The organism is Actinoplanes sp. NPDC051346, assembly GCF_040682215.1.
Taxonomy (GTDB): Bacteria; Actinomycetota; Actinomycetes; order Mycobacteriales; family Micromonosporaceae; genus Actinoplanes.
In genome coordinates, this window is record NZ_JBFBAJ010000001.1 from 423,958 (window position 1) to 436,787 (window position 12,830).

Consider the following 12,830-nt stretch of genomic DNA (forward strand, 5'->3'; position numbering starts at 1 on the left):
ATCAGCCGACGTCCGTGACCGCGAGGCGTCCGTCGGGAGTCATGCAGAAGAGCAGCTCGCCGCTGTTCTGGCAGGTGGTCTGATCGATGGGTCCGACCGCCCCGCGTAGCACCACCCTGCCGGTGTCCTCGATCTTGCTGACGGCCATCTGGTCGCGCGGCTGGAACACGGGTGCCAGCACGTACAGTGCCTCCTCCCGGCCCGAGGAGTTCGCCGCCAGCGCGCCGGAGCCGATGTCGCTCAGGCGCTTGCCGGTAGCGGTGTCGATCACGGAATGGTGCGAGCCGCCCTCGGCGCTGGCGACCAGGACGCCGCCGTGGCTCAACGGCATGCCGATGGGTGCGCCGTCGATGCGCCAGCGCCTCGCTCCGGTGTCGCGGTCGAAGCCGGAGACGCCTTCCTCCTGGTTGACGCAGAGCACCGCACCGCAGGGGTAGAAGCCGCCGTAGGTGCGCTCAGCGATGCGCCATTTGCGGCGCATCGTCTCGGTGTCATACGCCACGAGCGTCCCCTTTCCCCGTTTCACGTTCTCGACATACAGGGTGTGGCCTTCGACGAGGACGTTGTTGAAGGACTCGCCCTCCTCGTTGCGGCCGACCCACGGCACCACCGCGGTGGCCACGACCCGCCCGGTGGCCATGTCCCGGATCCGCACCCGGCCGCGGTTGCCGATGGTGGCCAGGCGGTCGGTGGTGGCCAGGCTTTCGGTGGTCAAGATGGGCGTGCCGCCGCCCGCCCAGTTCGTCGCGCCGCTGCCCGGTTGGGACCAGAGCGGCGTGCCGTCCCGCAGCCGAACCACGTGCAGGGCCCGGATCGTCGTGGTGTCCTCGTCGCGTTCGATGAGCAGGGCCCGCCCGTCACCGGTGGCGGCGACTTCTCCGGGTCGCCGCCAGAGCTCCCGCCCGGTGGCCGCGTCGAGGGCGACGCTCTCGCCGGTAACCTCACGGAGACCGTGGCCGTGGTCCGCCGCTCTCGTCTCCACCGCGGCTGGCAGCAGCAGCACCCCGGACTCCTCCGCCAGCCAGGGCGCCTCGCCCAGCTTGTCGCTCGTCCAGCGAACCGCTCCGTCGCGGGCGCCGTACGCGATGAGCTCGCGGTCCTGGCCGCGCTGCACGTAGAGCATGTCGGATCCCACGGTGAAGGTGTCGTTGTCCCCCTGGAGCGGAACACTCCAAAGATCGCGCGGCCCGTGCCATTCGGGTCGCGCCGAACCTGTCAGGGTCAGCACGCAGAGCGCGGCGGTCGCCACCACCAGCATCCATCGGAAGTCGCCGAGGCGCAGCCGTGGCCGGGTCTTCTCGGCCCGGTTGTCCCGCTCGTTCGCGACGAGCCCTAGATCGATGACGCTCATGGCGGGCAGCGTAGAGCCCGGTGTCATTTCATCGCTCAGGGTGGCTATCATCGCCGCGTGGCGATTATTGAGGATGGGTGCGTGGCCGCGGCGGTGGCCGCGGGGATGACGCCGGCGGCGGCGCTGTTCCGTTCGCTCGGCGACGAGACCAGGCTGAAGATCGTGAGGCGGCTGGCCGTGGGTGAGGCGCGGATCATCGATCTCACCCGTGAGCTCGGCCTGGCGCAGTCCACGGTGTCGAAGCATGTGGCCTGTCTGCGCGACTGCGGGCTGGTCGACTACCGGGTCGAGGGCCGGCAGTCCTTCTACGCGTTGACCCGGCCCGAGTTGCTCGACCTGCTGGCCGCGGCCGAGGGGCTCCTCGCAGCGACCGGGAACGCGGTGACGCTGTGCCCCACCGAATGAACAGCCCGATCAGCCTCGACCGGTTGTCGCCGCAGCGACGCGCCGAGCTCAACCGGCGCAGCCTGCACCTGGCCTACGCCACCGCCGGATACAACCTGCTCGAAGGCGTCGTCGCCGTCGGCGCCGGCGCGGCGGCCTCGTCGACCGCGCTGCTCGGCTTCGGCCTGGACTCCTTTGTCGAGGTGTCCTCCGCGCTGGTGGTGATCTGGCAGTTCCGTTCCCGGGTCCCCGAGGCCCGCGAACGCCTCGCGCTGCGGCTGATCGCCGTGTCGTTCTTTCCCCTGGCCGCCTGGGTCACCGTCGACGCCGCCCGCTCGCTGCTCGGCGCCGAGCGGGCCGACACCTCACCTGTCGGGATCGCCATCGCCGCGACCTCGGTCGTGGTGATGCCGCTGCTGGTCTGGGCGAAGCGGCGCACCGGCCGCGAACTGGGCTCGGCCACCGTGGTCGCCGATTCGACTCAGACCTTGCTGTGCACCTACCTGTCCGTGATCGTGCTCGTGGGACTACTGCTCAACGCGACCCTCGGGTGGTGGTGGGCGGACCCGGTCGCCGCCCTGGTCATCGCCGCCGTCGCTGTCCGCGAGGGTGTCGAGGCGTGGCGCGGGGAGCAGTGCGACGACTGCGCCTTGCCCACCGCAGGCGACCGGTCGGACACGCCATCCTCAACACGGGGGCAGGGGCACCGGTTCCCCTGAGCAGCGCGTCACCACGCTAGGCACGCGCCGCGGCGTCAGCGGCCGAAGGCGAAGTAGTTCAGGTTGAGGAACTCGGTGTCGGTCTGGCAGGCGAAGGTGAGGAACACCGTGTGCGTCCCGGTCACCGGCGTGATGACCGTGGACTGGGTCTGCCAGTCCTGCCAGCCGCCCAGGTTGCCGACCGTGAGGCTGCCGACCGGTGGGCTGCCGGGGCTGTCGAGGCGGATCTCCAGCTGGCCGGTCACCCCGTCGCCGACGTCCGAGGCCACCCGCGCGGCGAAGCGGGCCGCCGGGGTGGTGCCGAAGTTGACCTGGTCGAAGCGCAGCCAGTCGCCGTTGTTGATCCAGCCGACGTTGCGGCCGCCGCCCTCGTCCTCGGTGTCCTCGGCCTCGGTTCCCTGCTGATTGGTCGCGCTCTCCGCCTGGATGACGGTGTACGCGTCCGTGCCGCCCACCGGCGCCGGGGGCGTGGGCGCGGCGGAGGGCTCCGACGACGGCGCTGACGGCGCCGGGGCGGCTGTCGAGGCGACCGGCGCGGGTGCCGCCGCGGCCGCCGGGGATGCCGGGTCGCCGGGACTGTCCTGGAGGCGGCCGATCACGTAGCCGAGCGACAACAGCGCCAGCCCGGCCGCGGCGAGCGCGATCCGGTTGCGGGTGACCCTCGAGCGGGAGTGGTACATCCCGGCGGAGGGAGAGGCGGGCGTAGTCATCGGATCGAGAGGATAGCTCAGCGGCCGGTCAGCCGCGTGGCGCCAGGGCGGTCAGGATTTGTTGGGCGCGCTCGCCGGCCGCGCGGGGGTCGGCGTCGGGGGAGCCGATGAACGGGTCCCAGTTGAGGTCGTAGAAGAGCTCGGTGACCCCGGCCTCGGCATAGAGCCGGGCGCCCTCGCGGATCTGGTCCCACGTTCCGGACAGTGGGACGGCGCTGTCGCGCAGGCCGGCCCGCACCACGCCGCGCACGATGATGCGGACCGCGTCCGGGTCGCGACCGGCCTCCTCGGCGGCGCGGCGCACGATCCGCACACCGCGGGCGATGTCGGGCAGGGTGGCGCTGCTCGCGCTCACCCATCCGTCGGCGATCCGGCCGGCCCGGCGCAGGGCCGCGTCGGCGCTGCCGCCCAGCAGGATCGGGGGTCCGCCGGGCTGCACCGGCGGTGGTGCCATGGTGCTCGGCGGCACCGAATAGAACTCGCCGTCGAACGCCGCGACCTCGTCGCGGAACAGGGTGCGCAGCACCGCGAGGTACTCCTCGGTCCGGCGCCCGCGCGGGCGGGGATCGGAATTCGTGGCGGCGAACTCCGCCGGCGACCAGCCGGTGCCGAGGCCGAGGTCGAGGCGGCCGCCGGAGAGCACGTCCAGGGTCGTGGCCTGCTTCGCGAGATAGGACGGCGACACGTACGGAAGGTTGATCACCGCGACGCCGAGCCGGATCCCCGTGGTGCGGGCGGCGGCGTACGTGAGCGCCAGCATCGGGTCGAGCACGCTGCGGTAGACCGGCTCCGGGTTCTGTCCCTCGGCCACGAGGAGCCGCTGGAAGGTCCACAGACCGTGGTAGCCGAGTTCCTCGGCGCGCATCGCGAACCCGGTGAGGGACATGGGATCGGCCCACACGCCGGACACCGGACACCCGCAACTGATCAACATGGATTTCACCGTACCGGGAGGTGTCCGGACGGCCGTGGCCGCGCCATTATCGGACTTATCGCCTCTGGTAAGGAGGAACCGGATGGTCGGCTGGATTTTGGTGCCTTGCCTGGTCTCGCTGCGTGCCGAGTTCGACCGGTTGGCGCCGAAGCGCGGGAAGGCCTCGGACGGCGCCCTCGGCGATCAATCGCACGCGGCCAACTCCTCGGATCACAACCCCGACGAGACCGGCAGGACCCCGTCCGAGGACAGCGACCGCGTCAACGAGGTGCACGCGATCGATGTGGACAAGGACCTGCGCAAACCCGGCTGGACCATGGACAGGTGCGTCGAGGTCATCGTCGCTCGGCACCGCGAGGGCCGCGACGACCGGCTGCAGAACGTCATCTACCGCCGCCGCGTCTGGTCGCGTTCGTGGGGCTGGACCGCCCGCGCCTACACGGGCGCCAACGCGCACACCGACCACGCGCACTTCAGCGCCCGATACACCGCCGTGCAGGAGCGGGACACCAGCCCGTGGGGGCTGCTCGAGGAGGACGACGTGACCAAGAGCGAGTTCATGGCCTGGATGACCGAGTGGGCGCGCAGCGCCGCCGGCCGGGAAGCCCTGGCCCGCGCGCTGCTGACGTACGACCCGGGCAAGGACGCGAGCGGCACCGTGCACCCGGGCGGCATCATCAACCCGGGCGCCGACGCCGCGGCGAATCCGACGGTCGGCGCCGCCTGGGCACTCAACCGCGCGATCGTGGCCTCGATCGTGAGCCACCAGATCCGCGACCGCGTCGATCAGGTGCGGGCCGCAGTGGACGCCCTGCTGGAGGCCGGGACGACAGCCCCGGCGGGGACGACACCGACGGTGGGAACACAGGTCAACGCGCGGTCCGCGCTCGACGCGATCGGGGCCGGCGAGGTGACGGCCGAGGAGGCGGCCGCGGCCGTGCGGGCCGCGCTGGGCGCGGACCGCGCGGCGCACGTGGGCCGGCTGCTGGCCGGATGAGCCCGGCCACCCGGCGATCAGCCCTCCACGCCGGTCGCGTTGTGCGCGGCGCCGACCGGCTTGGATTGCGACGAGCCGCGCTGGCGCAGATAGATCGCCAGGATGGCCATGGACGCGACCGCGAGCAGTTCGGACTGCCAGTTCTGCAGCGTACGGTTCCAGAAGTCCGGAGCCATCAGGTATTCCGCCGGGCGCACCGGATCCTCGAGGTCGGCGAGCTGTCGCTCGTTGAACGCGGCGCGTCCGGCGATGAACTGGGCGAGCCAGGACAGCAGGAAGATCGCTCCCATGACCAGGCCCAGTGAGTTCGAGAAGAGGAACAGCTTGATGCCCCGGGCCCGCGCCCACGCGGGCGAGTCCTTGTCGGCGTAGGGGCCGATCTTCTGATCCTGGTCCGACTCCCGACCGGGCTGGTCCAGGCTCTTCGACTCGGGCGAGCCCTTCTGCACCAGCCACACCGTCGCCAGGATGAAGAGGAAGAACTGGAGGTATTCCGACTGCCAGTTCTCCGCCACGTCCGCGCCGAAGCTGGCCGAGGTGACGTACCGGCCGATGGAGATCTCCGGCAGCCCCTCGGTGAGTTGCCGCTGGTTGTAGTCGGCGAGGCCGGCGAACGCCTGGCCGATGAGCACGACGAGGAACATCAGGCCGAAGGTCAGCCCGAGGGCGTTCTCCCGAAGGTGGCGCTTCACCGGTGCATCACCCCCAGCGTGATGAAGTAGGCCAGCCCGGCGCCGACGACGAAGAGCAGCAGCACGAATTGCGTACGCATCGGTCAGCCTCCCTTGACGACGCAGTCGTACGGACGTTCGCCGCGCGCCGTGCAGCCGGCCGCGACCACCCGCCAGCCGCCGGGGAAGGCGGCAAGGAACATCGTGTCTCCGCTGAGGCGCACCTGCGCCCACTGGCCGTAGACCTCCGTGCCGGTCACCTCGCCGGGCGAGGGCAGGTCCTCGTCCAGGATCGCGGACGCGCAGGGCTGGCCGTCCGACTCGATCTCCGCGAGCGTGTCCGGTGCCAGCGTCGCGCAGGCGGCGGCGCCGTCCTCACTCTGCACGGAGCTCAGCAGCCGCATCGCCACGTCGGCGGCGGCATCGCCGCGCTCACCGGCGGGGGAGCAGCCCGCCAGGCACAGCAGGAGGAGGGGTATCCATCGTTTCCACACGAGCGCCGCTTTCCCCGGCGGCGGCAGTCTCAATCATGGGCGCGAGCCGGCGCCTCCGCCTCTTGCAGGAAGTGCTCGATCCAGGCGACGCGCTGCGCGCTGAGGCCGGCGTCGCGGGCCTGGCGCAGGGCCTCCCGCACGTGGGCGAGGCCCTGGTCGCGGAGCCCGTCGGCCAGTTCGGCCAGGCCCAGCGCCACGGTGCCGCCCGGGATCCAGCGCGGATCGCCGAGCTCCTCGCGCAGTTCGTGGGAGATCCTCAGGTGGTGCAGGGCCAGGTCCGACTCGAGGTCGCCGTTGACGTAGTAGAAGCCGATGTGGCGGTGCACCTCCGAGCGCAGGAGGAGGTCACCGTGCTTCTCGGCCAACTCCAGCGCCTCGGTGAAGCACTTCATCGCCGTGTCCCAGTCGTCGTGGAGCACCTGGTGCACCAGGCCGAGGCCGAAGAGGGACTCGGCGGTGCCGGCCGGGTCGCCGAGTTCGCGGCGGATGCTCAGCGCCTGCGCAAAGAGCTGTTCCTCGGTGCCGGTGTCCGCCTTGGCGAGGTCGTTCTCCAGCGTGCGGAAGTGGGCCAGCATGCCGAGCCGGTCCAGGGCGGCGGCCTCCAGCGCCCGGTCGCCGGCGGCCCTCGCCGCGTCCAGCAGGCCGGTGAAGGTCGCCTCGGCCTCGGTGTAGTCCCCGGTGCGGAAGGCGGCCTCGTACAGCGCCTCGTTGCCGGCTGTCAGTGTGTCGCCCGTTGTCGTCCCCATATGCGGAGATTACGCTCCGAACACCGTCAAAAACGGTCATTCCTGCGGGGTGAAGGCGACGTCGGTGACATCGGCGACGATCTCGGTGAAGTCGGTGCCGTACGCGGCCGGTTCCTGTATCCGCAGCACAAGACAGAACGGCCGGTCCGCGCCGAAGCGCCGGAACAGCTCCCGATGGTGGTTCGCCAGGTAGCGGGCCGTCGCGAGGTTGCCGCCGGCGGTCAGCCCGCCGAGGTAGAGCGCCGGCCGCCCGCCCGTCGGGCCCCAGAAGCGGGCGAGCACGGCGTATTCGGTCTCCGGGGTGCGGACGTACTCGTGGCCGCCGACGGCGAAGGCGAGCTTGGCGTCGTCGCCGTGCGTCGGCCACTCGGACACCGTGTAGGTGACTCCGCGCAGCACCGCCCGCAGGTGGGTGGCCGCCCGGGGGTTGGCCCCCGGGCCGCCGACGCAGAACTCGGCGACGCGGCCCAGCTCCCGCACGGGCTGACCGCCACCGACCAGGTCGGCGCGGGCGCCGCACTCGCGGACGATCGTCGCCAGCTCGACGAGGGCGGCCACGTCGCCTCGGTGGATGCTGTGCTCGCGCGGCGACGACGCGTGCCGGGAGGCGACGAGCAGGCTGGTCGCGCCAGCGGTGAGGCCGAAGAAGGCGCGCTCGCGGTTGAGCCGGCGGCGCCGGATCGCGAACTGGGCCAGCCATACCGCCGTGCCGGCGATGATGCTGGCGAGGAGATTGATCAACAGGTCACCCACGCAGTCATGGTGACCGATGGGGACTCGGATCAGGCGGCGGGGGCCCCGGCGCCCTCGGCGAGCAGGCGGCCGGCCTCGGCGGCGGGCACCGGCCGGGAGAAGTAGAAGCCCTGTGCGAACGTGCAGCCCATGGCGCGCAGCGCGGCGAGCTGTCCGTACTCTTCGATGCCCTCGGCCACGGTGGACATGCCGAGGCTGTGGCCCAGTTGGACGATCGTCTCCGCCAGCGCGGCGTCGTCGCCCCGCTCGCCCAGCCGTTCCACGAACGAGCGGTCGATCTTCAGGGTGTCCACCGGGAACCGGCGCAGGTAGGCCAGGGACGAGTAGCCGGTGCCGAAGTCGTCGATCGCCAGGGTGACGCCGAGTGCCTTGAGGCGTACGAGCTGCGCCAGGTTCTCCTCGGTGTCGGTCATCAGCACGCTCTCGGTCATCTCGAGGCACAGCCGGTCGGCCGGCATGCCGGTCTCGGTCAGGACCTCGCGGACCACGGCGGCCAGGTCGCTGTGGTCGAACTGGCGCACGGAGACGTTGACGGCCATCTTCACCGGCGGCTGCCCGCTCTGCCGGGACCACCGCATCGCCTGACGGCAGGCCTCGGTGAGCACCCAGCGGCCGAGCGGGACGATCAGGCCCGTCGCCTCGGCCAGCGGGATGAAGTCCATCGGGGGGATCAGGCCGCGGACCGGGTGCTGCCACCGCACCAGCGCCTCGAAGCCGGCGACGTGGCTGTCGGCCATGTCGATCGTCGGCTGGTAGTGCACCGTGAGCTCGCCGCGGGTCAGGGCGAGGCGCAGATCGGCCTCGAGTTCGAGGCGCTCCACCAGACCCGCCAGCATCTGCGGGTCGTAGCTGGCGAAGCCGCTGCCGCCGGTGTGCTTCGCGCGATACATGGCCAGGTCGGCGTTGCGCATGAGCTGCTCGGCGGCCTCCGCGACGGACCCGCGGGCGGTGCCTAGGGCCGCGTACGCCGCCAGGCCCACGCTCCCGCGTACGTGCAGCTCGCGTTCGTCGATCCGGAGCGGCTCGTGCAGCCCGTCGACGATGCGCCCCGCCACGACCTCGGCGTCGTCCGAGCCGAGTGCCGAGCTGATCAGCACCGCGAACTCGTCGCCGCCGAAACGGGCCACGACGTCACCCTCGCGGACCGACTCGCGCAGCCGGTCGGCGACCTGGACGAGCAGCTTGTCGCCGGCGAGGTGACCGAGGCTGTCGTTGACCTCCTTGAACCCGTCGAGGTCCAGGAAGAGCACGGTCACGTCGCCGTCTTCGGGCCGGTTCTCGCACGCCTCGGCAACCCGCTCCCGGAAGAGCACGCGGTTGGGTAGCTGCGTGAGCGCGTCGTGGTAGGCCTCGTGCACCAGCTGCTCCTGCAGCTCCTTGCGCTCGCTGATGTCGCGGGTGTTGAGCACCAGACCCCCGACGGAGGGGTCGTCGAGCAGGTTGGTGATGGTCATCTCGGCCTGGCGCCGCCGGCGGTCGCGGTGGCGGATCGTCAGTTCCAGGACCGTCGTCGCGTACGGGCGACCGCTGACCGAGCGCAGGGCGTCGGCGAGACGCGTGGCGGATTCGGCGTCGACGAGGCTGGTCAGGCGGCGGCCGGTGAGGATCTCGGCCGGGTAGCCGAACACCCGCTGCACGGACTCGCTCTGGTAGAGCACCTCGGCGTCGGGGCCGACCACCGTCACCACGTCGGAGCTGTGCTGCACGAGGGCGTGGAACCGCTGCTCGCGGGCGTAGAGCTCGGCGGTGCGCTCGGCGACGCGAGCCTCCAGGTGGCGGGTCAGGCCGCGGTTCTCCAGCAGGGTGAGGAGCTGCCGGCCGACCATCAGCAGGATCACCGCCGAGTGGCTGTACTCCACGTAGGCGCTGGTCTGCCCGGTCCGCGCGAACCAGATCACGCTGGTGAGCAGTGCCGCGAGCACGGCGACGTAGGGCAGGAGCACCCCGAGCGGTTGGCCGCCCCCGGACGGCTCCTTGAGGCTCCGGCGGCCGCGTGCGACGGGGCGGGCCGCGGCGAGCAGGATGAGGGCGAACCCCGCGAACCAGCCGATGTCGGTGACGTCACCGGGGTAGTACGCGCCGGTGAGGTTCAGGTAGGCGTACTCGATGTCGGAGACCGCGAACGCGACGATGCCCGCACCGACCAGCGCGAGTTCGCCGAGCGCGTCCCCACCGCGGCGCCGCAGGGCGAGCAGGTAGACGACGATGGTGATCATGACGACGTCGCCGAGCGGGTAGGCCAGGCTGACGGCGAGGGCGAGCCTGCCGTCGCCGCCGGCCTCGATGAGCGGGTGGACGACGAAGATCCACGCGATCAGCATCAGCGAGACGGCGACCATCATCCCGTCGAGCGCCCCGCGGGCCCGGTTGGCGAGGGTCTGCGTCGGCGCCGGGAACACGAACAGACCGGCGGAGGCGAGCACGACCATGCCGAGATAGCCGATGTCGGCCTGCGACGGCAACGGAACCGTGCCGGTGAGCAGGTCCAGCCGGACGGCGCAGGCCTGCCCGCCGGCCCAGGAGAGCACGCCGAGCCCGACCAGGCCCCAGGCGGTGCGCAGGCGCCCGCGCAGGGTCGCGGCGCGGGCCAGGCAGGCGATGGCGGCACCGAGCGCGGCGGCGCCGAGACCGAAGTTGGAGATCGTCTTGGCGACGTCCGGGCCGCCGATGCTGAGCACGACGCCGAAGCCGGCCGCGAGCACCGCCACGGCGACGCACAGGCGGGCCCACCGGCGTCGCGCAGCCGACGGTCGCCGGGCCGCCGCCGGCGGTTCCGTGGTGGGTGCGCTCAAGCTCGACTCCGGTCCCTGGAGCCCCCTCGGTGCGAGACGGCCGCACCTGCGGACATCGGGTCGCACCTGCCGAAACTTGAGGGATTCCGCCGAGCGGACTTTCGTGAGACACGCCCTAGGTGTCCCGCCCGCGCACCCGTGGGGCGAGGAGCACCAGGGCGGTTGCCGCGATGATGGCCACCGCGCCGACCAGGTAGGCGAACGGATCCATCATCGAGATGTCGTCGGCGAATCCGCCGTCCCCGGTCGTGGTGTCCGTGCCGCCGGTCAGTAGGAAGACGGCATACATGCACAGGACGGACACCCCGGCCGTGACCAGCCACGCGACCGGCCCGGTGAGCGCCGACAACACCAGCGTCTGCAGGGTACGGCCGGTGCTGAGCCCGACCACGCCCGCGAGCGCGACGAGCAGCAGGGTCTGCGCGACCATGTAGCCGATGTTGTTGAGGTGCAGCGGGTACAGCAGCTCGTAGGTGTCGTTGGCGAGCACGGTGTACCGCGTGGCGACGAGGCGGTGTGCCGACGCCACGGTCGCCGTGCAGGCCAGACCGGCGGCGAGCGCCCAGCCGAACTTGACGTACACCCAGCGCCGCCGGGAGACCGACTGGGTCAGCGCGAACGCGATGGTGTTGTGCTCGCGTTCGCGGGCGAACAACGCGACACCGAGGACCAGTCCCAGCAACGGCGGGACGAACGCCGCCACGAGCTCCATGCCGAAGACCGCGTCCAGGGCGGCTCCGGCGGGATAGCAGAAGTTGGGGTCGAGACAGTCCGGCATGCCGGCCGCGTCGAGCTGGCCTTGCACGACGGTGGCCCCGTACAGGACGTAGGCGGTAGCCGCGGCGGTCACGGTCACGGCCACGATCAGGTACGGGCGGAGCAGGCGGAGCGCGAGCCACGTCATGCGGCCGACACCTCCCTAGTCGGCTGCGGCGTCTCGGCGCGCAGGTATCCCAGCAACAGCTCTTCCAGGGTCGGCCGATGCCACGACACGCCGTCGGGGCCCGGTGCGGCGGTCCTGACCAGGGCGGTGAACTCGCGTCCGTCGCGGCGCCGCTCGACGACCTCCAGGCCGTCGAGGGCGCCGAGGTCGCTCGTGGCGCCGACCGCGATCCGGTGCTCGGCCAGCGCCGGCTCGACCGCGGCGGTCAGGCGTACCCGGCCATCGCCGAGCACGACGACGTGGTCGCACACGTCCTGCACGTCGGCCACGACGTGCGTGGAGATCAGCACGGTGGTGCCCCGCTCGGCGACCGCGGCCATCAGGGCGCCCAGCAGTTCGGTGCGGGCGACGGGATCGAGGCTGGCCAGGGGCTCGTCCAGCACCAGCAGGTCGGGCCGCTTGCCGAGCGCCATGGCGAGCGCCAGCCGGGCGCGTTGCCCGACGGCCAGCGACCCGACCTTCGCCGTGGGACGCAGCGCTCCGGCGTCGACCAGCCGCCGCGCGTACGCGTCATCCCAGCGGGGATTGAGCCGGGCGCCCAGCCGCAGGGTCTGCGCCACCGTCAGCATCGGATAGAGCGGCGCCTGCTGGGCCACGTAGCCGACCCGGGGAAGCACCTCGGCGCTGATCGGCTGCCCGAACACGTCCACCCGTCCGCTTTCCGGGCGCAGCAGCCCCACGATGGCGCGCATCAGGGTCGACTTTCCGGCGCCGTTGCGGCCGAGCAGAGCGACCACGGCGCCGGCCGGTACGGAGAAGGAGCACTCTCGCAGGGCGGTCGTGGCGCCGTACCGATGACTGACGCCCTCGGCGGCGACCGCGACCGGCGGCGCGTCACTGGTGTGCATGGGAATCCTTCCGGTCGGCGGAGACATCGGCGACGAGGGCGTCGATGTCGGTCTGGTCCAGGCCGGCGGCATGGGCGCGGTCGACCCAGTCGGCCAGCTCCCGCCGCAGTGCGGTGACGTCGAGCTGCGGCCGGGGCAGCACCTGGCTGACGAAGGTTCCGGAGCCCTGCCGGGGCTCCACCAGCCCGGCGACCTCCAGATCCCGGTACGCCCGCAACACCGTGTTGGGGTTGATGCCGTTGCGCTCGGCCACCTCGCGGGCGGTCGGCAGCCGGTCGCCCGGCACCAGCCGGCCGGTCCGCACCGCCTGCCGAACCTGCTGCACGAGCTGCGCGTACACGGCGGTGCCGGAGCGCCGGTCGATCCGGAAACCAATCATCTCACCAGTCCACTAGTCAATTAGTGGAATGAGTATCAGCGGGACGGCCGGCGGTGTCAACATCACCCCCGCCGGCGGCGCTCCACCGACCGGGCTCGCGTCGACGGGG

General features: G+C 71.9%; 14 protein-coding genes. 3 read left to right on the forward strand and 11 right to left on the reverse strand.

Features of this window, described 5'->3' with window-relative positions:
• Window position 1: 1 nt before the first annotated feature.
• The gene (locus AB0M36_RS01950) at window positions 2-1,351 is read right to left on the reverse strand and encodes a PQQ-binding-like beta-propeller repeat protein (RefSeq protein WP_364150902.1); all 1,350 of its coding nucleotides are present in this window, start codon (window positions 1,349-1,351) and stop codon (window positions 2-4) included.
• Between the two features lie 105 nt (window positions 1,352-1,456).
• On the opposite strand from AB0M36_RS01950, the gene AB0M36_RS01955 reads away from it, so the two are divergent.
• On the forward strand, window positions 1,457-1,756 hold the full coding sequence (locus tag AB0M36_RS01955) for a metalloregulator ArsR/SmtB family transcription factor (protein WP_364152215.1): 300 nt from the start codon (window positions 1,457-1,459) through the stop codon (window positions 1,754-1,756).
• A gap of 8 nt (window positions 1,757-1,764) precedes the next feature.
• Window positions 1,765-2,454: a cation transporter gene (locus tag AB0M36_RS01960; RefSeq protein ID WP_364152218.1), complete on the forward strand. Its 690-nt coding sequence runs from the start codon at window positions 1,765-1,767 to the stop codon at window positions 2,452-2,454.
• Window positions 2,455-2,489: 35 nt separating this feature from the next.
• On the opposite strand, the gene AB0M36_RS01965 is transcribed toward AB0M36_RS01960, so the two are convergent.
• Window positions 2,490-3,164, reverse strand: coding sequence for a carbohydrate-binding protein (locus AB0M36_RS01965; protein WP_364150905.1), 675 nt, complete (start codon window positions 3,162-3,164; stop codon window positions 2,490-2,492).
• Between the two features lie 28 nt (window positions 3,165-3,192).
• On the reverse strand, window positions 3,193-4,098 hold the full coding sequence (locus tag AB0M36_RS01970) for a TIGR03619 family F420-dependent LLM class oxidoreductase (protein ID WP_364150908.1): 906 nt from the start codon (window positions 4,096-4,098) through the stop codon (window positions 3,193-3,195).
• An 82-nt stretch (window positions 4,099-4,180) separates the two neighbouring features.
• Between AB0M36_RS01970 and AB0M36_RS01975 the strand changes: the two genes are divergently transcribed.
• On the forward strand, window positions 4,181-5,095 hold the full coding sequence (locus tag AB0M36_RS01975) for a hypothetical protein (RefSeq protein ID WP_364150910.1): 915 nt from the start codon (window positions 4,181-4,183) through the stop codon (window positions 5,093-5,095).
• A 17-nt stretch (window positions 5,096-5,112) separates the two neighbouring features.
• Here the strand turns inward: AB0M36_RS01975 and AB0M36_RS01980 are convergent, their stop codons facing one another.
• The 8 genes from AB0M36_RS01980 to AB0M36_RS02015 form a co-directional block, all read right to left on the reverse strand.
• Entirely contained in the window at window positions 5,113-5,787 is a 675-nt protein-coding gene (locus AB0M36_RS01980) for a DUF6766 family protein (RefSeq protein ID WP_364150913.1), read from the reverse strand.
• An 83-nt stretch (window positions 5,788-5,870) separates the two neighbouring features.
• Entirely contained in the window at window positions 5,871-6,260 is a 390-nt protein-coding gene (locus tag AB0M36_RS01985; protein ID WP_364150916.1) for a hypothetical protein, read from the reverse strand.
• 29 nt (window positions 6,261-6,289) lie between these two features.
• Window positions 6,290-7,006: a tetratricopeptide repeat protein gene (locus AB0M36_RS01990; protein WP_364150919.1), complete on the reverse strand. Its 717-nt coding sequence runs from the start codon at window positions 7,004-7,006 to the stop codon at window positions 6,290-6,292.
• Window positions 7,007-7,042: 36 nt separating this feature from the next.
• On the reverse strand, window positions 7,043-7,759 hold the full coding sequence (locus AB0M36_RS01995; protein WP_364150921.1) for a hypothetical protein: 717 nt from the start codon (window positions 7,757-7,759) through the stop codon (window positions 7,043-7,045).
• Between the two features lie 29 nt (window positions 7,760-7,788).
• The gene (locus AB0M36_RS02000; protein ID WP_364150924.1) at window positions 7,789-10,551 is read right to left on the reverse strand and encodes a bifunctional diguanylate cyclase/phosphodiesterase; all 2,763 of its coding nucleotides are present in this window, start codon (window positions 10,549-10,551) and stop codon (window positions 7,789-7,791) included.
• Between the two features lie 115 nt (window positions 10,552-10,666).
• On the reverse strand, window positions 10,667-11,455 hold the full coding sequence (locus tag AB0M36_RS02005; RefSeq protein WP_364150926.1) for a hypothetical protein: 789 nt from the start codon (window positions 11,453-11,455) through the stop codon (window positions 10,667-10,669).
• Window positions 11,452-12,342, reverse strand: coding sequence for an ABC transporter ATP-binding protein (locus tag AB0M36_RS02010; RefSeq protein ID WP_364150928.1), 891 nt, complete (start codon window positions 12,340-12,342; stop codon window positions 11,452-11,454). The genes AB0M36_RS02005 and AB0M36_RS02010 overlap by 4 nt, the downstream gene beginning before the upstream one ends.
• Window positions 12,329-12,721, reverse strand: a complete 393-nt coding sequence (locus AB0M36_RS02015) for a GntR family transcriptional regulator (protein ID WP_364150930.1) — start codon at window positions 12,719-12,721, stop codon at window positions 12,329-12,331. The genes AB0M36_RS02010 and AB0M36_RS02015 overlap by 14 nt, the downstream gene beginning before the upstream one ends.
• Window positions 12,722-12,830 lie beyond the last annotated feature (109 nt).